General features: G+C 53.6%; 16 protein-coding genes and 1 tRNA gene. 13 read left to right on the forward strand and 4 right to left on the reverse strand.

What is annotated here, in order from left to right:
* Positions 1 to 161 precede the first annotated feature (161 nt).
* Positions 162 to 1,658 (reverse strand): bifunctional UDP-N-acetylglucosamine diphosphorylase/glucosamine-1-phosphate N-acetyltransferase GlmU, encoded by a 1,497-nt coding sequence (gene glmU, locus CFELI_RS04040; RefSeq protein ID WP_277104702.1) that lies wholly within the window; start codon positions 1,656 to 1,658, stop codon positions 162 to 164.
* 182 nt (positions 1,659 to 1,840) lie between these two features.
* Here glmU and CFELI_RS04045 point away from each other — a divergent pair, with 182 nt between their 5' ends.
* Positions 1,841 to 3,346, forward strand: coding sequence for a multicopper oxidase family protein (locus CFELI_RS04045; RefSeq protein ID WP_277104701.1), 1,506 nt, complete (start codon positions 1,841 to 1,843; stop codon positions 3,344 to 3,346).
* 45 nt (positions 3,347 to 3,391) lie between these two features.
* Positions 3,392 to 4,441 (forward strand): TDT family transporter, encoded by a 1,050-nt coding sequence (locus tag CFELI_RS04050; protein WP_277104700.1) that lies wholly within the window; start codon positions 3,392 to 3,394, stop codon positions 4,439 to 4,441.
* 36 nt (positions 4,442 to 4,477) lie between these two features.
* Here CFELI_RS04050 and CFELI_RS04055 read toward each other — a convergent pair.
* A tRNA-Gln gene (locus tag CFELI_RS04055) sits at positions 4,478 to 4,549 on the reverse strand.
* Between the two features lie 129 nt (positions 4,550 to 4,678).
* Here CFELI_RS04055 and CFELI_RS04060 point away from each other — a divergent pair.
* On the forward strand, positions 4,679 to 5,335 hold the full coding sequence (locus CFELI_RS04060; RefSeq protein WP_277104699.1) for a TetR/AcrR family transcriptional regulator: 657 nt from the start codon (positions 4,679 to 4,681) through the stop codon (positions 5,333 to 5,335).
* Positions 5,335 to 9,126: a transcription-repair coupling factor gene (gene mfd / locus CFELI_RS04065; RefSeq protein WP_277104698.1), complete on the forward strand. Its 3,792-nt coding sequence runs from the start codon at positions 5,335 to 5,337 to the stop codon at positions 9,124 to 9,126. The genes CFELI_RS04060 and mfd overlap by 1 nt, the downstream gene beginning before the upstream one ends.
* Before the next feature lie 95 nt (positions 9,127 to 9,221).
* Here the strand turns inward: mfd and CFELI_RS04070 are convergent, their stop codons facing one another.
* A complete protein-coding gene (locus CFELI_RS04070; protein WP_374724720.1) occupies positions 9,222 to 10,703 on the reverse strand; it encodes an amino acid permease in 1,482 nt (493 codons plus the stop codon).
* Between the two features lie 625 nt (positions 10,704 to 11,328).
* Here CFELI_RS04070 and CFELI_RS04075 point away from each other — a divergent pair.
* Positions 11,329 to 14,733, forward strand: a complete 3,405-nt coding sequence (locus CFELI_RS04075) for a pyruvate carboxylase (RefSeq protein ID WP_277104696.1) — start codon at positions 11,329 to 11,331, stop codon at positions 14,731 to 14,733.
* 423 nt (positions 14,734 to 15,156) lie between these two features.
* On the opposite strand, the gene CFELI_RS04080 is transcribed toward CFELI_RS04075, so the two are convergent.
* Positions 15,157 to 16,620, reverse strand: a complete 1,464-nt coding sequence (locus tag CFELI_RS04080; protein ID WP_277104695.1) for a helix-turn-helix domain-containing protein — start codon at positions 16,618 to 16,620, stop codon at positions 15,157 to 15,159.
* A 489-nt stretch (positions 16,621 to 17,109) separates the two neighbouring features.
* On the opposite strand from CFELI_RS04080, the gene prpD reads away from it, so the two are divergent.
* The 8 genes from prpD (at position 17,110) to CFELI_RS04120 (ending at position 25,969) form a co-directional block, all read left to right on the forward strand.
* Entirely contained in the window at positions 17,110 to 18,609 is a 1,500-nt protein-coding gene (gene prpD / locus CFELI_RS04085) for a 2-methylcitrate dehydratase PrpD (RefSeq protein WP_277104694.1), read from the forward strand.
* Positions 18,606 to 19,508 carry a methylisocitrate lyase gene (prpB, locus tag CFELI_RS04090; protein WP_277104693.1) on the forward strand — a complete coding sequence of 301 codons (903 nt, stop codon included), beginning with the start codon at positions 18,606 to 18,608 and terminating at the stop codon, positions 19,506 to 19,508. Before prpD ends, prpB begins: the two co-directional genes overlap by 4 nt.
* Before the next feature lie 5 nt (positions 19,509 to 19,513).
* The gene (locus CFELI_RS04095) at positions 19,514 to 20,650 is read left to right on the forward strand and encodes a bifunctional 2-methylcitrate synthase/citrate synthase (protein WP_277104692.1); all 1,137 of its coding nucleotides are present in this window, start codon (positions 19,514 to 19,516) and stop codon (positions 20,648 to 20,650) included.
* A 351-nt stretch (positions 20,651 to 21,001) separates the two neighbouring features.
* Positions 21,002 to 21,613 carry a MazG nucleotide pyrophosphohydrolase domain-containing protein gene (locus CFELI_RS04100; protein WP_277104691.1) on the forward strand — a complete coding sequence of 204 codons (612 nt, stop codon included), beginning with the start codon at positions 21,002 to 21,004 and terminating at the stop codon, positions 21,611 to 21,613.
* 434 nt (positions 21,614 to 22,047) lie between these two features.
* Positions 22,048 to 22,833 (forward strand): lytic transglycosylase domain-containing protein, encoded by a 786-nt coding sequence (locus CFELI_RS04105; protein ID WP_277104690.1) that lies wholly within the window; start codon positions 22,048 to 22,050, stop codon positions 22,831 to 22,833.
* A 400-nt stretch (positions 22,834 to 23,233) separates the two neighbouring features.
* Positions 23,234 to 24,511, forward strand: coding sequence for a phosphopyruvate hydratase (gene eno / locus CFELI_RS04110; RefSeq protein WP_277104689.1), 1,278 nt, complete (start codon positions 23,234 to 23,236; stop codon positions 24,509 to 24,511).
* A 279-nt stretch (positions 24,512 to 24,790) separates the two neighbouring features.
* Positions 24,791 to 25,330: an FtsB family cell division protein gene (locus CFELI_RS04115; protein ID WP_277104688.1), complete on the forward strand. Its 540-nt coding sequence runs from the start codon at positions 24,791 to 24,793 to the stop codon at positions 25,328 to 25,330.
* Between the two features lie 78 nt (positions 25,331 to 25,408).
* Complete coding sequence (locus CFELI_RS04120) at positions 25,409 to 25,969, forward strand: DUF501 domain-containing protein (protein WP_277104687.1); 561 nt, start codon at positions 25,409 to 25,411, stop codon at positions 25,967 to 25,969.
* Positions 25,970 to 26,039 lie beyond the last annotated feature (70 nt).

Here is a 26,039-nt window from a genome sequence, read left to right on the forward strand (position 1 = left end):
GTTAAAGGGGGTGCGGAAAGTGGGTGAGCTCCCATGATGGGGGAGATGCAAACTTTCCGCATATAACAGTACTGTGTTTGTGCGTTTTACGCGAAGAAATTACTGAGCATGTGAGGTTATCGACGTGCACTCACCTGAAAAGCTGCGCGCATGCTTCATTTTTAAGCTTCGGACTGCTCATCTGACTGTGGGTTTGCAGTTTCAGATTCGGCAAGGGCACGGGCTGCTGCTTCCGCCGCAGGGGTACCTGGGCGCTTTGTGAGAACCCACCCTTCGATGTTGCGTTGCCGACCACCCGAAATAGCCAATGCGCCAGGGGGAACATTGTCGCGAATGACTGTTCCCGCACCGGAGTAAGCGCCGTCGCCGACAGTGACAGGGGCGATAAACATGGTGTCAGAACCGGTGCGAACGTGGGAGCCGATAGTGGTGTGGTGCTTGTTTACACCGTCGTAGTTGACGAAAACGCTCGACGCGCCGATGTTTGATCCTTCACCAACAGTGGCATCGCCGATGTAGGTGAGGTGAGGAACTTTAGAACCTTTGCCAATGGTGGCGTTCTTTGCTTCAACGAAACCACCCAGTTTGCCTTCCTCACCGAGGTGAGTGTGAGGGCGGATGTAGGTGTATGGTCCAACAGTCGCACGTGCACCGATAGTGGAATCTGAACCGTGGGTGCGGATCACCTGTGCGCCTTGACCAATCACCATGTTGGTTAAGGTGGTGTCGGGGCCGATGATGCAATCATCACCGATAATGGTGGCCCCATGGAGTTGAGTTCCGGGGTGAATGATCACGTCTTGGCCGATGCGTACATCGACGTCAATCCATGTGCTTTCGGGGTCGATAATGGTTGCACCGTTGCGCATTGCCCTATCGACGAGTCGCCGGTTCAGTTCTTTGCCTGCGAGGGCCAGTTGTGCACGGTCGTTGACACCTGCGAGTTCACGAGCGTCTTCGGCATGGTGGGCGCGAACAGGATGGCCTTGGCTGCGGGCGATCGCTAGGACGTCGGTGAGATATAGCTCGCCTTGGGCATTGTTGGTGGTTAATTGCCCAAGGCTGGTGCGCAGAATGTCGGCGTCGAAGGCGAAAACGCCGGAGTTGACTTCGCGGATAGCCAGCGTGTGGGCATCGGCATCTTTTTGCTCAACGATGGCAGTGACTTCACCTTCATCGTTGCGCACAATGCGGCCGTAGCCGGTTGCGTCATCCATGACTACAGTGAGGACAGTAACAGCGGTGGGCACGGCTGTGTGGGCGTCGACAAGCGATTGCAGAGTTTCTGGTCGCAACAGTGGTACATCGGCGTTGGTCACAACAACGGTGCCGTCGAATCCTTCCAGTGCACTCATTGCGCACTGTACGGCGTGTCCGGTGCCGTTTTGTTCCGGCTGAATGGCGGTGATGATCTGTGCTGACGTGTGCTGTTGCGCGTTGAACTCGGCGGCGAGTGCTTCAACGGCGGGGCCAACCTGCTCACGTCCGTGCCCGATGACAGGGATGATGTAATCGGGGTTGATTCCGGCGGCGGAGTAGAGGGAGTGCGCGAGTAAGCTTCGGCCTCCGATGGAATGCAAGGTTTTTTGTAGCTTGGATTTCATGCGAGTTCCTGCGCCTGCCGCTAGCACGACGACTGCTGTGTTGTGTGCGCTCACGTGTTACTCCCTCAAAGTAGAAATTCTGGATGATTATCCACTCAAGCCTAGTGTGTGGAATAAGCTGGACTGCGAAAGTGCGCACGTTTTGCGCCTGTTTTCTTTGCAAAGAGGTAGGTTGAGTGGTGTTTGGGGTTTCTTCGAATATAAGTCGTCGCCTGTTTTTGCTTTCAACAGTGGGCATGCTTGCAGCGTGCACGATCGATTCGAAAAAGCCCGCTGATGGTGATGGTGATTTTGCGCCGTCACTTCCGCCAGCGCCACCGGTGTTGCGGCCGTTGCCTATTCCGAGCGTATCGACGCCGTCACAGGGTGTGCATCGATTGGTTGCGGCTGTGGGATCAACGCAGATTTTGCCGGATATAAATACCACCACGTGGGGTTTTAATGGGCCGTTTTTGGGCCCGACTATTCGCTTGTCGCGTGGGGAGGATTGCGTTATAGAGTGTGAAAATAGATTGCCTGAAGATACCGCCATCCACTGTCATGGGATGTTGCTTCCTGCGCCGATGGACGGTGGACCCCATTCGCCGATTCGGCCCAATGAAACATGGCGTGCAGAGTTTCGAGTGGAACAGCCAGCGGCAACGTTGTGGTACCACCCGCATATTCATGGCAGGACTGGGGTACAGGCGTATCGGGGGTTGGCGGGGATGATCATCATTGATGATGACGTTGAAGATACTCTAGATCTGCCACGAGACTATGGTGTTGACGATATTCCCGTGGTCATTATGGATGCGAATTTCACCAGTGATGGCCAATTGGATGAAAACCTTGATCTGACTGTGGGGCTGCAAGGCGAGAAGGTTTTTGTCAACGGCATTGTCGATCCGGAGTTTCAAGCAACCACGCGAAAGGTTCGTTTTCGATTGCTTAATGCTTCGACGATGCGTTTTCATAATATTGGGTTTTCGGATGGGCGCAGATTTTACAGTATTGCTTCTGATACGGGCTTGCTGGGGTCGCCGAGGAAAGTGGATTCGGTTCGTTTAGGGCCTGGTGAACGCAACGAAATTGTGGTGGAGATCCAGCCTAAAGAAACAGTATTACTGGTCAGTGGAGGCTTTCCAGACAATTTGGGGGTTCCTAAAGGTGTGATGGTGCCAGATTTCAAATTGCAGGAAACGGCAACGCTCGTGACAATTCGTGGCACGACACATTCGCCAACAAGCAGGCATGATGATGGTGCTAGTGTGCCCGCAGTTTTAGATCCTTCGGCGGCGGCGCCTGTGGATCTTAGTGAAGCCAGGGAGAGAAGTTTTGAGCTGAACACCTTTGAAATTAATGGTCAGGCAATGGACATGCATCGAATAGATTTTGCTATTGATCATTCTGATCCAGAGATTTGGTGGGTGACCAACGGCAATTCGGATTGGATTCACAATTTCCATGTGCACAATTGTGCTTTCCAAGTGTTGGAGAGCAGTCCCACTGATGTGGAGTTTGATGCCTACGGCTGGAAGGATACGGTGACGATTCCGCCGGGGGTGACGGTAAAACTTGGTGTGTTGTTTGGGCAATACCGTAATCGTCACTACCCCTACATGTATCACTGCCACATGCTGTATCACGAGGATCAGGGAATGATGGGGCAATTCATGATGATCAATAAAGGTGAATCTCCTGAGTTGGATACAGCCTATACCCAAGATCCACGAAACGTGCGTGGCCTGCATGGACATTAAGTACACGTTTGCATATAGTGGGCCGCGGGTTTCACAATAGGGTGCGTGAATAAGTTCCGCACTCTTCCGTTGCCACCTGCCGGTCCTGCGTGGTTTCCTGCCACGATGGGGACAGGAATCTTAGCGTCCTTACTTCAGCTGCATGAGTCCCGTATCCCCGGTGCGTCAATGGCGGCGGTCGCAGTGTTGATTGTGGCGTGGAGTATTTTTCTTGGCCTTGTTGTGGCTAGTTGTTGGAATATTCGTGTGTGGTGGGATAGCGTGCGCGAGTTTTCTACGATGCCGTTTTTAGCCACCGTTTCGATGGGCATGTTGTCTATTGGTGCGGCTACTGCCTTGGTGGTTTCTGCGCAGTGGCCAGCCTATGCGGATTTAGCGTGGGCGATAGATGCGGTGATGTGGTGGTGCGCCACGATTATTGGAGTGGCCACAGCTTTGGGGTTTTCAGCCCGGTTGATTGGGGTTGATCGGGGTGCGCCTACTCCGGTGTGGGGTTTGGCTGTTGTTTCACCGATGGTGTCGGCGACGACTGGTGCGGGACTTAGCGGTGTCTCTAGCCCGCAGTGGGCTGTGACTATTCACATGGTTTCTACTGCATGTTTCTATTTGTCATTTTTTGTTGGTGTTCTCATCTTTTTTCGCGCGTACCAGCAGCATTTTGTCATTGCCCCTATTCCGATCCCGGCCTCGGCATCCTCGTGGATCCCTTTGGGGGTGGTGGGTCAATCGACGGCGGCCGCCCAAGCGCTTGCGTTTCGAACTGACGGCGCTGTTGCTGAAATATACGGTGGGCAGGTTCATGTCATGGCCAATTTGTATGGGTGGCTGATGTTTGTCGTAGGTATCCCACTCGTGGGCTTAGCCGTAGTGGTGACACTGCGTGGATTTTATTTGCGGATGCCTTTTAGCCCTGGGTGGTGGGCTTTGACTTTCCCCGTGGGTACGTTGGCTTTGGGGGCGACATGGTTGGCGCAGGGGACTGGATATGAGTGGTTGACGCACCTGGGTGCCTTGGTCACTGTTGGTCTAGTTGGGACAGTCAGTGTGTGTTGTGGGGCTTCGGTTGTTGCTGTGTTGCAACATAAAAACGCATAACCCCGCTGCGAAAAACACGCAGCGGGGGTAAAAGTGCTTCCCTGCAAGGACTCGAACCTTGAATGACGGTACCAAAAACCGGAGTGTTGCCAATTACACCACAGGGAAATGTGGTTATGTGCACCAACGATCACCCACAACTGTAGATGATGATAGTGATGCTCACCAACGCTTAAACACTATACAACATTGGGGTCACATGAAGCGAAATCGGCAAGAAAGGCTAGGGTAGTGGGTATGGTTCGACAGCGTATGTCCGGCAAGCAGCGCCGGGAACAACTTATTTCTATTGGGCGCTCTTTGTTTGCTGAGCGGGGCTTTGAGGGCACAAGTGTGGAAGAAATCGCAGGCCGTGCCGGCGTTTCTAAGCCTGTGGTTTATGAACACTTCGGGGGTAAGGAGGGGCTTTATGCTGTTGTTGTCGATCGCGAAATGAACCGGCTGGAGCAGGTTGTGACCCAATCTCTAGCAACGGGGCGTTCCCGTACTCGCATTGAACAGGCTGTTTTAGCGTTGTTGACGTATGTGGAGGAGGAAACAGACGGTTTTCAAATTTTGGTGCGGGATATGCAGCCGGGAACAGACCGTTCGTACTCTACGTTGCTAAACGACGCCGTTGCCCAAGTTTCCCATATTCTCGCGCGTGCTTTCGAGCGCTCTGGTCTCATTTCAGAAACCGCTGTTTTGTATGGTCAGGCTCTTGTTGGAATGGTGAGCATGACGGCACAGTGGTGGTTGGATCAGCGTGATAATGAAGATTGTCCTACCAAGGAAGAAGTTGCTGCCCATATTGTGAATCTGTGTTGGAATGGGTTGGCAGGTATGGAGCGGTCTCCCAAGTTGAGTAATATCGACGCAGCACCAGTGACACTCGGGAAAAAGGAGCAGGAATAATGCTGCGTGGGCTGCTCAAAGTTGCAGCTACTGACCCTAAACTTAAAGGCCTTATAAGCCATGTGGGGCAGAAGTCTCTTCATATTACAGGTATTGATCAAGCGCGCCCATGGGCGATCGGGGCTTTAGCTCATCATGCTCCTGTTCTTGTTGTTACAGCTACAGGGCGTGAGGCTGAAGATCTGTGCGCTGAGCTTAAAGCCATGTATGGCGATAAGGTGGCGTGGTTTCCTGCATGGGAGACCTTGCCACATGAGCGTTTAAGTCCTGCTGCGGATGTTATTGGTGCCCGCGCTAAAGTTTTAAATCAGCTCGATGAGCTTAAGATTGTGGTCACGGCTGCTCGTGGTTTGTGCCAGCCTGTTCCACGCACTGTTGCTGGCCGTGAAGTTTTACGTTTGGACTTAGGGGCTGAAAAAGAATTCAACGATGTGGTTGAGGCTTTAGTTTTTCGAGCCTATAAGCACGTTGATTTGGTGGCGAAGAAAGGTGAGTTTGCTGTCCGTGGCGGTATTCTTGATATTTTTCCCACCACGAGCGAGCAGCCTGTGCGAGTGGAATTCTGGGGTGATGAGATCACCGAAATCCGCAGTTTCTCGGTTGCTGACCAGCGGGCTTTTTCTGAGGGGGAATTAGACAGCATTGATATTTTCCCCGCGCGGGAATTACCGATCACTGATGACATTGCGCAACGTGCGACTCATCTTGCACATGAAGTAGCAGGGCACCCAGTTCTGCAGGAGTTGTTAACAAAAATTGCGAATAAACAGCCTGCCGATGGAATGGAAGCGTTAATTCCTGCGCTAGTTGATACCGATTTTGTCACCCTAGCTGAACTCATGCCTGAAGGCACTCATGTGATTGCCATTGGCCCGGAGAAGATTCGCAGGAGGATCGCGGATTTACAAGCAACGGATGCTGAGTTTCTTGCGGCAAGCTGGGAAGCTGCAGCGATGGGGGCTGACGGACCAGTTGCCAGCAAACATGTGGATCTTTCGGCATCCAATTATCGCTCGTATGAATCGTTGGAAATTGCGGCGCTCAATGCCGGCCAGTCTTGGTGGACTTTTGCCCCACCGGGAATGTTTGAAGCTGATGAATCTGACACGCTTCCATTAGAGTTTGATCCAGCTCCCGCGCCACGTGGTGATGTTGAGAAGATCAATGACATGATGGCGATGCTGTTAGCCCACACTTTAGATGGCGGGCGAGCTGCATTTATTGCACCAGCGCACGGTGCAATTAAACGTATGGTGGAGCGCTTCGGGGACAAGGGGATTCGCACGAAAGTGGCCACTCCTGGTTGGGAACCTTCTCCGGGCGAAGTCACGTTGTATCAAGCATTATCCCATGCCGGCCTTGTGTTTCCAAAGGTGCGCAAACACAAAGATGGTGCGGCGCTTCCTCTGATCGTTATTACCGAAACTGATCTCACGGGTAACCGAGTAGGCGATATCGCACAGGCGAAGCGTCGAAAAGCAAAAAAGCGTCACCGTGTTGATCCGCTTGCGTTGAAAACTGGCGACTATGTGGTGCATGAAACTCACGGCATCGGCCGGTTTTTAAAGATGACAGAACGCACCATCACCACAGGGGATGAAACTTCTCGCCGTGAGTACATCGTTTTGGAATATGCGTCGTCTAAACGCGGGCAGCCTGCGGACCAGTTGTACGTGCCCATGGATTCGCTTGATCTTTTGAGCAAATACGTTGGTGGCGAAAAACCTACCTTATCCAAAATGGGCGGTTCGGATTGGAAGAATACTAAGAAGAAAGCCCGCGCAGCTGTGCGCGAAATCGCCGGTGAGCTTGTTCAGCTCTATGCGAAACGCCAGGCCGCGCCGGGGCATGCTTTTGCGCCTGATTCCCCGTGGCAGCGCGAGATGGAAGACAATTTCCCTTATGTGGAAACTGAAGACCAGATGCTCGCAATCGAGTCTGTGAAAGAGGACATGGAAAAGCCGGTTCCAATGGACCGTGTGGTTGTTGGTGATGTTGGTTACGGCAAAACTGAGGTAGCGGTGCGTGCTGCGTTTAAGGCGGTCCAGGATGGCAAACAGGTTGCGGTGTTGGTGCCGACAACATTGTTGGCGCAGCAACATTTTTCTACGTTTAGCGAGCGTATGTCGGGTTTCCCGGTCACTATTCGCAATCTTTCACGCTTTACCTCCGCGATGGAGGCGAAGGAAACACTCGCGGGGCTTGTCGACGGCAGTGTTGATGTGGTGATTGGCACTCACCGTTTGCTGCAAACGGGTGTGCAGTGGAAAAACTTAGGCTTGGTTGTTGTCGATGAAGAGCAGCGCTTTGGTGTGGAGCATAAAGAGCACATTAAAGCGATGCGCAGTCACGTGGATGTGTTGACGATGTCGGCTACACCGATTCCTCGTACGTTAGAGATGAGCATGGCGGGGATTCGCGAAATGTCGACGATTCTTACGCCTCCGCAGGATCGTCATCCTATTTTGACGTATGTGGGCGCGCAGGAAGAAAAGCAGATTGCCGCTGCTATTCGTCGTGAACTTTTGCGCGATGGTCAGGTTTTCTATGTTCACAATAAGGTGAAAGATATTGAGAAGAAGGCGCGGGAGCTTCGTGAGCTCGTGCCTGAGGCGCGGATTGTGGTTGCTCATGGACAGATGAATGAGGAACTTCTTGAAAAAACCGTGCAGGGGTTCTGGGATCGGGAATTTGATGTGTTGGTCTGTACCACCATTGTTGAAACCGGTCTTGATATTGCCAACGCGAATACGTTGATTGTGGAGAATGCTCACCATATGGGTTTGTCGCAGCTCCATCAGCTGCGCGGGCGTGTGGGGCGTTCTCGTGAACGTGGTTATGCGTACTTCTTGTACCCCAAGGGTGCGACGCTGACGGAAAATTCCTACGATCGTTTGGCTACAATCGCCCAAAATAATGATTTAGGTGCGGGCATGGCCGTGGCGATGAAGGATCTGGAAATGCGTGGCGCTGGCAATATTTTGGGTGCTGAGCAGTCAGGTCATATCGCGGGCGTGGGCTTCGATTTGTACGTGCGACTTGTCGGCGAGGCTGTTGAAGCGTATCGAGCTTTGGCAGATGGGAAGGTCGTTGACGCAACTGAACAGGGGCCGAAGGAGATTCGGATTGATTTGCCTGTCGACGCCCACATTCCAGAGTCTTATATCAGTGCTGAGCGTTTGCGTTTGGAGCTGTACCGAAAGCTGGCCACAAGTCAGTCTGAGAATGATTTGAAGAGTATTCGGGAAGAGATGATGGACCGTTTCGGTCCGCTTCCTGATGAAGTTTTGAGACTGTTGTCGGTAGCACGATTGCGTCACGTGGCACGTCAGGCGGGAGTTGGTGATATTGCGGTTCAGGGTACTCGTATTAAGGTGCATCCTGTCGAGCTGAGCGATTCGAAGCAGGTTCGTTTGAAGCGCTTGTATCCAGGTTCAACCTATCGCGCTGCCGCGCAGGCCATTCAAATTTCGATGCCTCGTGCAGGCCGTGCGGTTACCGATCCTAAGCTTCGAGATGTTGATTTGATCCAATGGTGTGCAGATTTCCTTGCAGATATGTGGGATTTGGAGAAAGTTGATGTGCGCACGGGGGCTTATGATCGGAAGTCTTCTGTAATTTCAGTAGAGGAAAAGCCTGCGGTGCAGTCGCGCACTCAGACTCGTCCGAACTCAGCTGCCCTTGTGAAGGAGGGGCATGCCCGTCCGGCAACGAAGCGACGTCGTCTGTCAGATATGGATGAGGATGAACGTCGTGAGGAGCGTCGTCGGCGGTTTAGGCTGCGTGACTAAGTGAATGGATAGGCGAAAACCCCCGCATGTTCTTCGTGAAAAGGTGAGACACACTTTTGAGCAAGAGCATACGGGGGTTTGTGCGTTAAAGACTGTTATAACGACAGCGAACCGTTGGAAAGGCCAACAATCGCCACGATCGCGGCAACGATAATGACAGCTACCACGAACATTTCAAAGACGTTAAACACCTTTTCTTTGCGGTAAAGGCGAGTCCATACATACGGAATCAAGCCAGGCAACACGGCCAATGCGCCGAAGAGAACGAAAACCGGGTCAGCAGCGTAGATCAGCCACATGGAGTAAATAAACGCAACCGAGCCAACTAGAAGATGGCGGGTGTTTTCGCGGCCAGAAACCTCAGGTCCGGAATCATCAAAATGCTCACCAGCATGCGGGTGGGTAATGCCCTTGCCGCGGGTAGACAGCAAAATGAGGTACAGGGCAGAGAAAATGTAGGGCAGCAGGTACAAAACGGTGGCAAGCTGAACCATCGACACATATGTGGTTTCGTTCAGATAGAAGATGATCACGCACAACTGGATCACAATCGTGGAAATCAACTGGGCAACCCATGGCGCACCTGCAACCGAAATTGCGCCCACCTTCTTCGGAAGAAGACCATCAAAAGCCATCATGGCAATGGGCTCAGCACACAGCATCTGCCAAGAGACATAAGCGCCGAGAACAGACAAACACAGGCCTAGCGAGATCAAAGCGCCACCCCACGGGCCCACCACCGCTTCAAGAACACCTGCCATGGAATTATCAGGAAGTGCAGCTAGATCCTGTTGGCTTAAAACACCGAAGGACAAAGTAGCAACGGTGACGAGCAAAACCAGAACAGTCACGAAACCAAAAACTGTTGCACGGCCCACATCCGAGCGGGTTTGCGCCTGCTTGGAATACACACTTGCGCCTTCGACGCCGATGAACACCCACACGGTAAAGAGCATGATTCCTTGAACCTGCTCAAAAACAGACACGTGAGAGGCGGTTGCCCAGAAATCGAAGGTGAATTTCTCCCAGCTAAAGCCGAGGAATGCGACCAGCACAATGAAGGCCATGATTGGAACCAGTTTTGCAATGGTGGTCACGGCGTTCATGATCTTCGCTTGCTTAATGCCCTTGGCTAGAACACCGAAGATCAGCCACGTGAGAACAGAAACAGCGAAGGCTTGCTGGAGGTTATGGTCGGCGTCGAAAAGTGGAACATAGTGCCCCAGTGTTGAGAAGAACAGTGTTGCATAGCCTACCTGGGCGATGACTGAGCCCAGCCAGTAACCCCAGCCGGCGGTGAATCCGATGTAGTCGCCAAGACCAGCGCGCACATACGAGTAGACACCAGAATCAAGGTGTGGTTTGCGGTGGGCGAGGATGTGGAAGACAAAGGCGACGCTGAGCATGCCGATGCCTGCGATTACCCAACCGATGAGCATCGCGCCGGGTCCTGCTACGGAGGCGATGTTTTGGGGGAGGGCGAAGATTCCGGAGCCGATAGTGGATCCGATAATGATGCCCACGAGGGTCCATACGCGCACTGTGTGGGTGCGGTTGGCCGAAGATGTTTCAGTCACGTTCACCGCGTCAACTCTAGTACATAATTCAATACAAAACTAATATTATGCAGTGCTGGTGGCGTGATTTTGGTTAAAATTTTACAGCCTTCTTTGTGTTTGTTTCCAAGCGATGAACAATGCGATTTTTATTGTTGATTTATTCCATGTCGGCTTCACGTGCGAATGTGATGCAGACTGGTGGTTGACATGGTGGGCAGTGGGATGTGGCGCCGAGGGGTGAACTCGAGTTAGTTGTTCTGTTGTGGCGTTTTGTGGGGGAAGGTGAGCGAGGGAGAGGGAGTGGTGGCTGCAGCGCTCATCATAAACGGGGGTGGCTAAGGTGTATGTTAAACACTTTCTTGGGTGCGGAATTTGTTGGGTTTTGATGCCAGAAATGACAGAGAACGCGGTATGGGGGTAATCAGGGGTGTGTTCTACAATCTACTGTGAAATGCAGCTAAACCCGCGGAAATGTGGTGGTGACAGGGGGTGGAAGTTGTGAATTTTATCGCTTCGGCTTGTGATGTATTGCGTATTTTTTCCAAAGCCTTGATTAATTGTTGTGCGATCGGGTTATATTAAGCAACGTAATCGTGACAAGCATCACTTACAGTTTCTTTAGAAAAGGTTCACTTTCAATCCCATGACCCGAAACGCTAAACCAGCAAGCTTTAACAAGGTTCTTGTCGCCAACCGTGGCGAGATCGCAGTTCGAGCATTCCGTGCAGCATACGAAATCGGCGCGAAAACCGTCGCTGTCTACCCTATTGAGGATCGCAATTCCTTCCACCGCTCCATGGCTACGGAGGCCTATCGCATTGGTACGGAGGGTTCGCCGGTTAAGGCGTACCTTGATATCGATGAGATCCTTCGCGCGGCTCATGAGGCTGGCGCTGATGCCGTGTACCCAGGTTACGGCTTCTTGTCTGAGAATGCGCAGCTTGCACGCGAGTGCGCTGAGCATAACATCACCTTCATTGGCCCTTCCCCAGAAGTGCTGGAGTTGACTGGCGATAAGTCCGCAGCTGTGTCTGCTGCTCGTCGCGCAGGTTTGCCAACTTTGAACGAGTCCGAAGCGAGCGACGATATTGATGTTCTCGTCGCACAGGCTGAGGGGCAGACCTACCCGCTGTTCATTAAGGCTGTTGCCGGCGGCGGTGGACGCGGCATGCGTTTCATTCCGAGCCCAGAGGAGCTTCCTGCTCTTGCTGCTGAGGCTTCCCGTGAGGCGTTGTCGGCGTTCGGCGATGCTCGTGTCTACATTGAGCGTGCGGTGATTAATCCGCAGCACATTGAGGTGCAGATTCTGGGCGATCACACTGGTGATGTCATTCACTTGTTTGAGCGTGACTGTTCGTTGCAGCGTCGCCACCAGAAGGTGGTGGAGATCGCTCCTGCGCAGCATTTGAATCCGCAGCTGCGTGAGCAGATCTGTAATGATGCGGTGAAGTTCTGTAAGGAGATCGGCTACACCGGTGCGGGTACTGTCGAGTTCTTGGTCGATGAGCAGGGCAATTATGTGTTCATCGAGATGAATCCGCGTATCCAGGTTGAGCACACTGTGACTGAGGAAGTTACTGGTGTCGATTTGGTGAAGGCGCAGATGCAGATCGCTGCGGGCGCTACGCTGAAAGAGCTGGGCTTGACTCAGGAGTCAATTCACACTGAGGGTGCTGCGTTGCAGTGCCGCATCACTACTGAAGATCCGAATAACGGTTTCCGTCCTGATACTGGTGTGGTGACTGCGTACCGTAGCCCAGGTGGTGCTGGTGTGCGTCTCGACGGCGCGGCTCAGCTGGGTGGTGAGATCACGGCACACTTCGACTCGATGCTGGTGAAGATGACCTGCCGTGGCGCTGATTTTGCCACTGCGGTCAGCCGTGCTCAGCGTGCGTTGGCTGAGTTCACGGTGTCGGGTGTGTCGACAAATATCGGCTTCTTGCGTGCGTTGCTGCGTGAGCCTGATTTCACGTCGAAGCGTGTGGCTACCTCGTTCATTGCTGATCACCCGTGGCTGTTGTCTGCTCCTCCTGCCGATGATGAGGCGGGTCGGATTCTTGATTACTTGGCGGATGTCACTGTTAACCGCCCGCATGGTGCGCCTCCTGCGGTTGGTGCCGCCGTCGATAAGCTGCCTGCTTTGGGTAAGTTGCGTCGCGGTTCACGCGATATGCTGCGCGATTTGGGTCCTGTGGAGTTCGCTAAGTCGCTGCGTCGGCAGTCTGCGCTTGCGGTGACGGATACTACTTTCCGTGATGCTCACCAGTCGCTGCTGGCAACGCGCGTGCGCTCGTCTGCGCTTGTCGACGCCGCCCGCCACGTCTCCCATCTGACTCCGGAGCTGTTGAGCGTGGAGGCATGGGGTGGCGCGACCTACGATGTTGCTTTGCGCTTCTTGCATGAGGATCCGTGGGAGCGCCTTGCTGAGCTGCGCCATGTGATGCCGAATGTGAATATTCAGATGTTGCTGCGTGGACGTAACACTGTTGGCTACACCCCATATCCTGATTCTGTTTGCAAGGCTTTCGTGGAGGAAGCTGCACGCACGGGCGTGGATATCTTCCGTATTTTTGATGCGCTGAATGATGTATCCCAGATGCGCCCAGCTATCGATGCTGTGCTGGAGACCGGCACGACCGTTGCTGAGGTTGCCATGGCGTATTCCGGTAACTTGGTGGATCCGAATGAGAAGCTGTACACGCTGGATTATTACTTGAAGCTTGCAGAGCAGATTGTTGATTCCGGCGCGCATATTTTAGCTATTAAGGATATGGCTGGTCTGCTTCGCCCTGCTGCCGCAACGAAGCTGGTCACAGCATTGCGCAAGGAATTTGATCTGCCTGTTCACGTGCACACGCACGATACTGCAGGCGGCCAGTTGGCTACCTACTTGGCTGCAGCTAATGCTGGCGCCGACGCCGTCGATGGTGCATCCGCTCCGTTGTCGGGTACGACTTCGCAGCCTTCTTTGTCGGCTATTGTTGCCGCTTTTGCCAACACCCCACGCGATACCGGCTTGAGCTTGGATGCTATTTCCGACATGGAGCCTTACTGGGAAGCTGTACGCCAAATGTATGCGCCATTCGAGTCTGGTACTCCTGGCCCAACTGGCCGTGTGTACCACCATGAGATTCCAGGTGGGCAGCTGTCGAATCTGCGTGCGCAGGCAGTGGCATTGGGCTTGGCTGATCGTTTCGAGCTGATTGAAGACAACTATGCTGCGGTCAACGAGATGCTCGGTCGCCCAACGAAGGTGACGCCTTCGTCTAAGGTCGTGGGCGATTTGGCGTTGCACTTGGTGGGTGCGGGCGTTGATCCGAAGGATTTCGCTGCGGACCCTCAGAAGTATGACATTCCAGATTCCGTGATTGCGTTCCTCAATGGTGAATTGGGTACTCCTCCTGGTGGTTGGCCTGAGCCTTTGCGCAGCAAGGCGCTGGAGGGTCGTGCACCGGCTCGTGCGGTAACGGAAGTTCCGGAGGAGGAAGCTGCGGCTTTGTCCAGTGAGGATGCTGCTACTCGCCGAGCGTGCTTGAACCGTTTGATGTTCCCGAAGCCTGCGGAGGAGTTTGCTGAGCACCGCCGTCGTTTCGGTGATACCTCTGTGTTGACTGACCGTGAGTTCTTCTACGGTTTGGTTGAGGGCAAGGAAACACACATTCAGTTGGGCGATTCTCATCATATGCTGGTTCGTTTGGATGCGATCTCTGAGCCTGATGAGAAGGGTATGCGCACCATTGTGTTCAACGTCAATGGTCAGATTCGTCCGATGCGTGTGCGCGATCGTTCGGTGGAGTCGAATGTTGCTGCAGTTGAGAAGGCTGATGCTTCGAACCCAGGCCATGTTGCAGCACCGTTTGCTGGTGTGGTGACGGTGACGTCGAAGGTGGGCGATACCGTTGAGGCAGGTGCTCCTGTGGCTGTTATTGAAGCGATGAAGATGGAAGCGACGATTACTGCTCCTGTCGCTGGCACTATCGAGCGCATCGTCTTGGTTCAACCAACCAAGGTTGAAGGCGGAGATTTGCTGCTGGTCATCAATCCTTAATTGCTCTGTTTCATACTCCCCACAGCCATTACAGTGGGGGAGTGTGAATGAGTAAGTCCCTAGGAATGGTCTTGAACGATCATTCCTAGGGACTTTTGGGTTACAAGGTGTTTTTTTCGGAGTGTGTACTGCGTGCCACTGTTTCCTCGCATATGGTTTCACGATCAGCCCCTAGCGTTGTTGGGTGCGGTTAGCACGTAGTGTTTATGTGCAGCATTTTTGCTTTGCGACGCCACCAACAGGTCCACCTGAGTGAAAACTGCGGCAGATCTTGGTACACCAGCATTGTGTGTGGCTGCACCTAGTGTGGGGGTGCGGATAAGTATGTGGCCTTATCTGGCGGTCAGATCATGGTTTTCATGGTGTGCAGTACGTTTGATACGAAACGTTGATGTATGCTGCGTCCAGGAAATATCTACGGGGTTATAGTCGTGGCCGGTACGGTAAGTCGGGGGAGAAATTCTCATTAATATCCAAGGGGAGCCCCAGAGCTGGAAATGCACGCTGGTGGCAATTGTCCCTTTCGCAAATGCGGCAACCAGCGCCGATAGGGGTGGCGGCTTCGGGGGCGAGTTCTAATCCTTTGGAATAGACCCAATTTTTTGCCTGCTCAATATCACAGCCCAATCCGATTGCGAACTCGGTGCGTTCCATGCTGAAGCTGCGTGGGGTGGAAGCGACAGTGCGTGCAATCCAGAGGTAGGTGCGCCCGTCAGGCATTTGGGCAACCTGTCGGATGATGCGTCCTGGTGTTTCGAAGGCGCGGTGGATTACCCACTTGGGGCAGGCACCACCGCTGCGGGAAAAGTGGAAGCTGGTGGCTGATTGGCGTTTTGAAATATTGCCTGCGCGGTCGGTGCGGATGAAGAAGAAGGGAATGCCTTCGTTGTTTTCGCGCTGGAGTGAAGAAAGGCGGTGGCAGGTGGTTTCGAAGCTTGTGCCGAAATGGCTGCGGATACGGTCGATATCGAAGTGGTTTTCTTTCGCGGTGCGCAAAAATTCTGAGTAGGGCATGACCACTGCGGCGGCGAAGTATTGGGCTAAGCCCACGCGGGTGAGTTTCTGGGCTTCTGGGCTTAAGTGAGGGTCGCGGGCGAGGGTATCGATGAGGGCGTCGTGGACGAGGTAACACCACTGCATGGCTAATTCGAAGCATTGCTGAGCTTCTGTGAGATCAATGCGGAGACGGACTTGTTGGTTGATAAAGATGCGCCGCGGGCCATCGTCGTGTGCTTTGTATTTCACGCTGATTCCACGTTTATCTAAAGCTGCGGTCAGTCGTGTGACGCGCATACCAACAGGGCCTAAACTTGCGGCGAATTCTTCTGCCAACGTATCGAGTTCAGAAATATGATTGCGACGTTCGTAGAAGAAGTCGCGTACTTCCTCGTACACCATGGATTGGGATTGAAAGTACGGTTTCTGGGGGTTAGATGTGGGGTAGGTTTCAGATTCTGCAAAATTAGCGAAATCTTCTGTCCCGAGGGTGGGAGGGAGGGGTTTTCCTTCCCGTTGTTGGATGTGGACAAGAGTGGTCATGTCGGTTAGTGCGCGGGCGAGGTGCACGATTCCGCGGGCAAGGTCGGGGTATCGGGCTGCGAGATCGTGGAGATCTTCAGGGTTGGCGCCGCTTAAGCCTGCTGTGGAAAAGGATTCGTGAAGGTCTGCGACAAAACGGGCGTTTGTTTCGGGGGAGAAGTAGGTGGAGTTGAGGGAAAAAGCCTTGCTGAGGTTGGAAATTGCGGTGGTGGTGAGTGGGCGTTGGTCGTTTTCGAGTTGGTTGAGGTAGCTGGTTGAAAGGTTTGCTGCGCGCGCCATTGCGTGTTGTGTGAGCCCGAGGTTGCGGCGAAGTGTCCGAATTTTCGCCCCCGCATAAATCTTTTCCATGGCCTCCATTGTGCCGTGAAAACATGACCCACGTCGCATTTTTGCATTATTTGCAGATGCGAAGAAAAAGGACACTAATTTTTGCAAGATTTTTCCCTGTTGCCACCTGCCCCGAAGCGCTACCGTAGTGATTAATCAATTTTTGATTACTACCCACGAAAGTGGGTGGGAGGGTCGTGAGTGTCAATTCCTGAACAATCCCCATTTATTCCCCTCGTGCATCTTTAAGAAAGTTCCTTGAACGTCTCTTACAACCTCTTACACTTTGCCATCGCGCAGCCATCAGCATTCGCACGCTGTTGCGCTAGGTCAAGGCCAGACGTCACGCAGAGACAATCACGAAACTGCCAAGTGCACACACAGAGTGTGGGAAAGATTCAGGGATAAAGGCGCATTACGGCCCGTTGATGCCCCATTAAGATCCCACAACCGGATTGTTCACAACCGCAGGTGGGGGTTCATACAAAGGAGTGACAGGTACTAAAGATTATGGAAAATCATGTAGTAAAAACACGTCGTTCAGCAGAAGAGTTTCCCCGCGAGGAACACCTTGCTTTCTTAATCGCCCAGGTTGCGGCTGACCCTGTTGCAGTTCCTGAAGACACCAAGGAGATGATCCTCAACCGCATTATTGATAATGCTGCGGTGTCGGCGGCCTCTGTGCTTCGCCGTCCCGTGACTGTTGCGCGTCGTCAGGCCGAAGCGCATAAGGTGAGCACCGGGGGTGCAAAGGTCTTCGGCATTGAAGGAAATTACTCTGCTGAGTGGGCTGCTTTTGCCAATGGTGTTGCCGTGCGCGAGTTGGACTTCCACGATACTTTCCTCGCCGCTGACTACTCTCACCCAGGTGATAACATCCCAGCTATTCTTGCTGCAGCGCAGCATAAGAAGGTGTCCGGCACGGATCTGATCCGCGGTTTGGCTACCGGCTATGAAATTCAGGTGGATTTGGTGCGTGGCATGTGCCTGCACGAGTTCAAGATCGACCATGTGGCTCATCTGGGCCCTTCCGTAGCGGCTGGTTTGGGCACCATGCTGAAGTTGCCGGTTGATGTGATTTATCAGGCTATTGGCCAGGCATTGCACACTACGACTGCAACCCGCCAGTCCCGCAAGGGCGAGATTTCTTCGTGGAAGGCTTTCGCACCGGCGTTTGCGGGCAAGATGGGTATCGAGGCAGTTGACCGCGCGATGCGTGGCGAGGGCGCACCATCCCCGATTTGGGAAGGCGAAGATGGTGTAATCGCGTGGCTTTTGGGTGGTCCGGATCGCGAATATATTATTCCGCTGCCTGCCCAAGGTGAGCCGAAGCGCGCAATTCTGGATACGTTTACTAAGGAGCATTCCGCGGAGTACCAGTCCCAAGCACCGATTGATCTCGCGCGCCGCATGCGGGAGAAGATTTCCGATCTTTCCCAGGTGGAGGAGATTGTTCTGCACACCTCGCACCACACCCATTATGTGATTGGTACTGGTTCGAACGATCCCCAGAAGTTCGATCCGAAGGCGTCGCGTGAGACGCTTGACCACTCCATCATGTACATCTTTGCCGTGGCTTTGGAGGATGGTACCTGGCACCACGAGCATTCCTACGCCCCAGAGCGCGCTAATCGCCCTGAGACGATCGAGTTGTGGCACAAGATTAGTACGGTGGAGGACCCAGAGTGGACTCGCCGCTACCATGCTGAAGATCCGAACGAGAAGGCCTTTGGTTGCCGCGCTGAGGTGCGCATGAAGGACGGCACTGTAATCGTTGATGAGCTTGCGATTGCGGATGCTCATCCGCTGGGAGCTCGCCCCTTTGCCCGCCCGCAGTACGAGGAGAAGTTCCGCACGTTGGCTGAGGGTGTGGTGACGAAGGCTGAGCAGGATCGTTTCCTCAAGGCTGTTGACAATATTGAACGCTTGGATGATTTAGGCGAGCTCAACATTGTGCTTGAAGCGGATGTGCTGGCTAAGGCTCCTTCCACACCTGAGGGGCTGCTGTGAGTGTCTTTAGTACTGTCGCCCCAGCACGGCGTCGACACGCTTTCCGCGAAGCGCTTGCGGCGCAGAAGATCTGCCGCATCCCCGGTGCGTTTTCCCCGCTTGTAGCGCGCGCGATTGAGCAGAAGGGTTTTGAGGGGGTGTATATCTCGGGCGCTGTGGTTGCTGCTGATCTTGCTTTGCCGGACATTGGTTTGACCACGTTGACTGAGGTTGCACACCGTACCCATCAGATTGCGCGGGTGACGAATCTGCCTGTGCTTGTCGACGCCGATACTGGCTTCGGCGAACCGATGTCCGCTGCCCGCACCATCGTGGAATTGGAGGCGGCTGGCGCCGCCGGGTGCCACTTGGAGGATCAGGTGAATCCGAAGCGCTGTGGGCATTTGGATGGCAAGGCTGTGGTGCCTGCTGATGAGATGATTCGCCGGATTGGTGCTGCGGTGTCTGCGCGTCAGGATGAGAATTTTGTGATCTGTGCGCGTACGGACGCTGCTGGTATTGAGGGGATTGATGCGGCGATTGAGCGTGCGAAGGCCTATGCGGATGCGGGCGCGGATGTGATTTTCACCGAGGCGTTGAAAGACGCCGACGATTTTAAGAAGTTCCGCGATGCGGTGGATACCCCGCTGCTGGCGAATATGACGGAGTTTGGCAAGTCTGAGCTGCTGTCTGCGTCGCAGTTGGAGTCGATTGGCTATAACGCGGTGATTTATCCGGTGACAACCTTGCGTATTGCGATGGGCCAGGTGGAAAACGCTTTAGATGATATCGCAGAAACCGGCACTCAGGTTGAGTGGCTCGATCGTATGCAGCATCGTGCGCGGCTGTATGAGTTGCTTCGCTATGAGGATTTCAATGTCTTTGACCAAAAATTGTTCACATACTCGAAGGAGAGTTAATTTCTATGTCTGATACTCAAGCACCCGAGATTCGTAAAGGTTTGAATGGTGTTGTTGTTGACTACACCGCTATTTCGAAGGTTGTTCCGGAGACCAACTCGCTGACCTATCGCGGGTATCCGGTTCAGGAGCTGGCCCGCTACTGCTCGTTTGAGGAGGTTGCGTACCTGCTGTGGAACGGGGAGCTTCCGAGCCCTGATGAGCTGCGTCGTTTCTCGATTCGTGAGAAGGCGTTGCGTCGTATCGACCGTGGCCTGATTGATCTGGTGCGTTCCATGCCGTTGAGCTGCCACCCGATGGATGTGCTGCGTTCGGCAGTGTCCTATATCGGTGCCCAGGACCCTGAGGCGTATACGAAGGATTCGGATCATATTCGTCGTTCCTCTCTTGAGCTGATGGCGAAGCTGCCGACGATTGTGGCCTTGGATATTCGTCGTCGTCGCGGTTTGGATTTCATTGAGCCTTCCACCAAGAAGGGCTTCTCGGAAAACTTCCTCGACATGGTCTTCGGTGAGGGTGTGTGTGATCGTGCGGATGTGGAGGCTTTTGATAAGTCGATGATTCTGTACGCGGAGCACTCCTTTAATGCCTCAACGTTTACTGCGCGTGTGGTTTCCTCCACGATGAGTGACACGTATTCGGCGGTGACTGCTGCAATTGGTGCGCTGAAGGGACCACTGCACGGTGGTGCGAACGAGGCAGTGATGCACACCATGTTGGAGATTGATGATCCAAAGAAGGCTCGTGAGTGGGTAAATAATTCCCTTGATAATAAGAATTTGATCATGGGCTTTGGCCACCGCGTGTACAAGAAGGGTGATTCCCGCGTTCCTACTATGGAGGCTGCATTCCGTGAGCTTGCAGTCAAGCATGACGGTGAGAAGTGGGTGAAGATGTACGAGGAAATGGCTGCGGCTATGGATGAGCGTACCGGCATTAAGCCAAACCTTGATTTCCCTTCTGGTCCTGCCTATCACTTGCTCGGCTTTGATGTGGAGTTCTTCACGCCACTGTTTGTGATGGCGCGTATTACCGGTTGGACTGCGCATATCGTTGAGCAGAATGAGTCGAATGCGTTGATCCGTCCGCTGTCTGCCTATAACGGTCAGGAACAGCGAAAGGTCCCTGCAAGCGTGGATTAGTCTGCTGCTGTATGCCTTCCTTTCCCTCATGTCTTGTGGTTTCCCAGGTAGCGTGGGTGCGTGGTGATTGTTACGCTGCATATCCGCGTCACCTCCCTGGGCGTGATCGCTAGGGAGGGGAGGGAAGAAGGTGTGAGGTTGACGATTGTGTGTATGCGTCTGTGCCTCACACCTTTTAGTGTGTGCCCAGCCACACAATGACACTTATGTAATTTAAAGCTTTTTCTTGGCTTTAAATGACAATGTTTCCGGCAACACACTACCCCTGAGCAGCCCTTTTACTGGGTGGGCGGCATATGTCCACTGTGCGCCTTTTCTCAGTTGTCGGCGATTTCTTCTACTATGAAACGCATGTGGACTTCCTCCGATACCGTACTACTCCTCGACCCCCGCTGGCCCACCATGCTCCCGTTTGAGCTCGTCGCCCAAATCGCGGGGGAAATCCACTTCACCGACGAAGTCCCTATCACTGTGCGCTGGAATTTCGGCGATATCGTCTCCCCAGGCCATGCGCGCTGGCTAGTGAGCACCCAACAATTCCACGAAGAAGTACAAAAAGCTCTCACCAGCGGCGCCACCCTCATCGAGGTCCCTTCGCGTGCCGACGCCGTGGGGCAGGCCGTTGCTACCATGCAACGCGCTCTCCAGCTCGGGGAATGGGAACGTACCCAAACTCATGCTTCTCTGATCCCTTATATGGAAGAAGAAGCAACCGAACTGATCGAAGCAATTATTGATGGCGCCAGCGATGAGCACCTGTGTTCCGAACTAGGCGATGTGTTACTCCAAATCCTCTTCCATGCGGAAATCGCGGCGCGCCGGGGCAGTTTTGATTTTTCCGATGTTGCTTTGAGTTTTGTCAATAAGATGAAAAAGCGCTCCCCCTACTTGTTCGATGGCACGGATGAAATGGTGGAGATTGAGCGCCAAGAGCTGCTGTGGCAGCAAGGTAAACACTCATAAGCTCTCGTGCATTGAGTGGGTAGCAACTGCCCAGTTGGATGGTCTCAGCAGTTACATCCTCATCTCAGGCGTGGTGGGTCCTGTCGGTATGTGAATTGCGGCTGAGAATCCATAGTAGGAAAATATCAGTTAGAGATAGAGTATGTGCTACCCACAAAACCGCAGGTCAATTTCTGCCTACTGTGCTGAAACTCTAAGTGTTATTGTGAATAAATCTGCCCCATAGTAATAGGTTGGCTATTTGGGGGGATTTTCTCGTGGTCTCGACTGCTTTTCCCCTGCCGGGTCAGGTCTTGGGGGATGGCTACTGTGGGGCGAGTGTGAGGGTGTGGTGGCTGTGGTATGGGGCTTAGGTGGTGTGGTGGGGGAGGTTTGGCTTGGTGTGGATAGTGTGACTAACTGTTGTGGGGAAGGTTTGGGTACAATTCCTCGTCATGGGTCAAGGCTTACGCAAGGCAGCAGGATGTGGATTGGGAGTAATTCTCGCAGTCATTCTCGTCGTATCCTTCGTGGGGTGGAGCTTGTCCTTCCTTGAAGGGGGTGCGCCGATTAAGCAGTTGCAACCTATTCCTGAAGATGTTCCTCCGGCGCGTGGTGAAATCGTCGCACCTATCGATGTTCACGCACCAGGGCGTACCAGTGACAAACTCCAGTTCTGGGCTGATCCTATTGCCGCTGATACCGGTATTTCTTCAGCTGCGGTTCGGGCCTATGCCAATGCGGAGTTGATTGCTAAGGATGCATGGCCGGAGTGCAATATTGCGTGGACCACGCTTGCGGGTATTGGGTATGTGGAAACGCGCCACGGTACCTATTCCGGTGAGTTATTCAATGCCCGTTCCATTGACGAAAATGGGTTTATTCATCCTCCGATCGTTGGTATTGCGCTTGATGGTTCCCCGGGTTTTGCGCTGATTCGCGATACTGATGGTGGGAAGTTGGATGGGGATACTGAATTTGATCGGGCAGTAGGTCCCATGCAGTTCATTCCTACTAGTTGGGCGAAGTATGGGCGGGATGCCAATGGGGATGGGCGCGCAGATCCGAATCAAATTGACGATGCTGCTCTATCGGCAGCCAATCTGTTGTGTAGTCGTGGGGATATGTCCACTCCGGAAGGTTGGACGGCGGCTATTCGTGCCTATAACAACTCGCAAGAGTATGTGCTGAAGGTGCGAAATGCGGCGGCTTCCTATGCTCTTCGCCAGCCTGCTGTGTGAGATCGAACAAGATTTTTGGTTGTTTTTGCTTTGCTTCACAGGTGGTAAACCTGTGTTGAGCTGCGCGAATCCACATGGTGTGTGAGCTGTTTCATAGGTGGGTGTGGAAAGTTTCACCCTCGTGGAGGTTTGTGAGGGGCAAAAAGTTGGCATAATTGGGAGTGGTTCACGGTTGTAGCGTGAGTGCCCCACGGTTAAGTGGAATTAAAAACCAACTAACCAAAAATGCTCTCACAAAAAACAATGTTTCCGTGCTCACGAACAATTTCACAGCTGAAATCCCCGCATGCACCACGCCTTGTCTGTTGTGCTCGCAGCAGAGTGCTGAAGGAGCACACTGTGGTGATGCAGGGGGTCATCGGCGCCTTATCTCATCTTCAACCAAATAGGAGTTTTGACAGTGGCTGACATCATGCACGTTTTTGCACGCGAAATCATGGATTCTCGCGGTAACCCCACCGTCGAGGCAGAAGTTTTCCTCGAGGATGGCTCCCACGGTATCGCTGGCGTTCCTTCCGGTGCATCCACCGGTGTCCACGAGGCTCATGAGCTTCGTGATGGTGGCGACCGCTACTTGGGTAAGGGCGTTTTGAAGGCTGTGGAAAACGTCAACGAGAAGATCGTTGACGCTATTGCTGGTATCCCAGCTGACGACCAGCGTCTGATTGACCAGACCATGATCGAGCTGGACGGCACCCCAAACAAGGCTAACTTGGGCGCAAACGCTATTTTGGGCGTGTCTATGGCTGTGGCTCGCGCTGCTGCTGACGCTGCGGATTTGCCTTTGTACCGCTACATCGGCGGCCCTAACGCTCACGTTCTTCCTGTTCCAATGATGAACATTGTCAACGGTGGCGCACACGCTGACTCCGGTGTGGATGTTCAGGAGTTCATGATTGCCCCCATCGGCGCTGAGTCTTTTGCTGAGGCGCTGCGCATGGGTGCTGAGGTGTACCACTCCCTGAAGTCCGTGATTAAGTCCAAGGGTCTGTCCACCGGTCTGGGCGATGAGGGCGGTTTCGCTCCTTCCGTGGAGTCCACCCGCGCAGCTCTTGACCTGATCGTTGAGGCAATTGAGAAGGCTGGCCTGAAGCCAGGCACTGATATTGCTTTGGCTTTGGATGTTGCTTCTTCTGAGTTCTTCAAGGATGGCAAGTACCACTTCGAGGGTGGCGAGCACACTGCTGAGGAAATGGCAGCAGTGTACGAGCAGCTGATCGCTGAGTACCCCATCGTTTCCATCGAGGATCCTCTGCAGGAAGATGACTGGGAGGGCTACACCGCACTGACCGCAAAGATTGGTGACAAGGTGCAGATCGTTGGCGATGACTTCTTCGTCACCAACCCAGCTCGCCTGAAGGAAGGCATTGAGAAGAAGGCTGCGAACGCACTGCTGGTGAAGGTCAACCAGATCGGTACTCTGACCGAAACTTTCGATGCTGTTGAGCTTGCTCACCGCAACGGCTACCGCACCATGATGTCGCACCGTTCCGGCGAGACCGAGGACACCACCATCGCTGACCTGGCTGTTGCACTCAACTGCGGCCAGATCAAGACTGGTGCTCCGGCCCGCTCCGAGCGCGTGGCTAAGTACAACCAGCTGCTGCGTATTGAGCAGGAGCTTGGCGACGCCGCCGTCTACGCAGGCCGTTCCGCTTTCCCTCGTTTTCAGGGCTAGATGAACGTAAGTTAGTGGCCTGCATCTTAAGGCCGCTTATACTTGCAGCTTTTGTTGAAGGCGCACCGTGGGGTGAGTGTCGACGCGTGTTTTCATGCGGTGGCACTTCCCTGCTAAGGTGCGCCTTTGTGCTGTATGTGACTACTTGCGGAAACGAGAAGGGGGGGCGTTTGTGGTGGAATTGTGCTTGAGGTTTGGGGGCGATGAGTGTCACTTTTTGCTGACTCGCCTGAAACTTGGCGCGGTGAAGGGGGATTCGTTGTTAGAATGAGGAATTCTATGGCACGGATGAAACGGGCGGTTCCTATTGCAGGCCGCGAAAAGCAGCGTCGGACCCCAGTGGTGAAGGCTCCGACGTTGAAGTTGAGTGCGCCGTCCATCTTCGTGATTTTCCTGGCGGTGATCGCAGTTTTGGTGATGATCATCGTGCCTTTGCGTAACTATATGGAGCAGCGTAGCGAGATCACGCGGTTGAATGCATCGATTGCGCAGTTGACCGAGCGTAAAGATCGCATGCAGCTTGAAATTGAGAAGTATCAGTCTGATGAGTATGTGCGTGAGCAAGCACGTATTCGTCTGGGTGTGATTGAACCCGGTGAAATTGCGTTTCGTGTTGTTGATCCCGGTTTGGAAAACTCGCGCCAGACTGCAGAATCTCTCACTGAGTCTGCAAAGCAATTGAGTTGGTATGAAAAATTGTGGGATTCAGTGTCGGTTCTTCCTGAGGTTGAGGAGGAAGAAATCCCTGATACGCATATGCCTTTAGCGCCTGATGCCAACCCTGCTGCTGAGGATATCCCGGCACCTGGGGCCCAGTAGTGTGCCCAAGGTGTGCGGGGGTTGGTGGGTTTGTGTGGTCTGGGGTGTTTGTTCGACCATGGGCTAGAATGACAACCCATGAGCGTAACTGATGCAGATCGTGCTGCGGTAGCCCAGCAGCTGGGCCGTGAGCCCCGTGGTGTGTTGGAGATTTCCTACCGGTGCCCAGACGGTGCCCCTGGTGTTGTGATGACCGCACCGCGGTTGGATGATGGTACTCCTTTCCCCACGTTGTACTACTTGACGGACCCTCGCTTGACTGCGGAGGCGTCGCGTCTGGAGGTTGCGCATGTGATGCGGTGGATGACAGCGCGTTTGCAGGAGGATGAGGATTTGGCTAAGGATTACTTGGCTGCCCATGAGTATTTCTTGGCTAAGCGTAATGCGCTGGGTGATTTGGGTACTGATTTCTCCGGTGGCGGGATGCCTGATCGTGTCAAGTGTTTGCATGTGCTGATTGCGTATGCTCTTGCTGAGGGGCCTGATCATTTCCGTTTGGGTACTGAGGCTGTTGCGTTGGCGGCAGAGCATGGTCGCTTGCGTGGTACTGCAGTCCCCATGGACTGGCCAACGTGTGCTGAATTGGGCATTGATATCGATCAGTTTGATTTCAGTCATGCTGAAGTTCCGGGTTCTTAAAAAAACTGTCGTTGTTGTTTTCCCGCCGCTGTGAGTCACTGGTTTGTGGTTGCGGTGGTTTGTACAGAGA

The sequence above is a fragment of the Corynebacterium felinum genome, from assembly GCF_030408755.1.
Classification (GTDB): Bacteria; Actinomycetota; Actinomycetes; order Mycobacteriales; family Mycobacteriaceae; genus Corynebacterium; species Corynebacterium felinum.

What these genes read in the sequence shown, in the direction of transcription:
- CFELI_RS04080 (WP_277104695.1), bottom strand. Translation starts at nt 16,620, where the DNA reads ATGGAAAAGATTTATGCGGGGGCGAAAATTCGGACACTTCGCCGCAAC.
- CFELI_RS04095 (WP_277104692.1), top strand. Translation starts at nt 19,514, where the DNA reads ATGTCTGATACTCAAGCACCCGAGATTCGTAAAGGTTTGAATGGTGTT.
- CFELI_RS04105 (WP_277104690.1), top strand. Translation starts at nt 22,048, where the DNA reads ATGGGTCAAGGCTTACGCAAGGCAGCAGGATGTGGATTGGGAGTAATT.
- CFELI_RS04060 (WP_277104699.1), top strand. Translation starts at nt 4,679, where the DNA reads ATGGTTCGACAGCGTATGTCCGGCAAGCAGCGCCGGGAACAACTTATT.
- CFELI_RS04100 (WP_277104691.1), top strand. Translation starts at nt 21,002, where the DNA reads ATGTGGACTTCCTCCGATACCGTACTACTCCTCGACCCCCGCTGGCCC.
- mfd (WP_277104698.1), top strand. Translation starts at nt 5,335, where the DNA reads ATGCTGCGTGGGCTGCTCAAAGTTGCAGCTACTGACCCTAAACTTAAA.
- prpD (WP_277104694.1), top strand. Translation starts at nt 17,110, where the DNA reads ATGGAAAATCATGTAGTAAAAACACGTCGTTCAGCAGAAGAGTTTCCC.
- CFELI_RS04120 (WP_277104687.1), top strand. Translation starts at nt 25,409, where the DNA reads ATGAGCGTAACTGATGCAGATCGTGCTGCGGTAGCCCAGCAGCTGGGC.
- CFELI_RS04045 (WP_277104701.1), top strand. Translation starts at nt 1,841, where the DNA reads ATGCTTGCAGCGTGCACGATCGATTCGAAAAAGCCCGCTGATGGTGAT.
- CFELI_RS04115 (WP_277104688.1), top strand. Translation starts at nt 24,791, where the DNA reads ATGGCACGGATGAAACGGGCGGTTCCTATTGCAGGCCGCGAAAAGCAG.
- CFELI_RS04075 (WP_277104696.1), top strand. Translation starts at nt 11,329, where the DNA reads ATGACCCGAAACGCTAAACCAGCAAGCTTTAACAAGGTTCTTGTCGCC.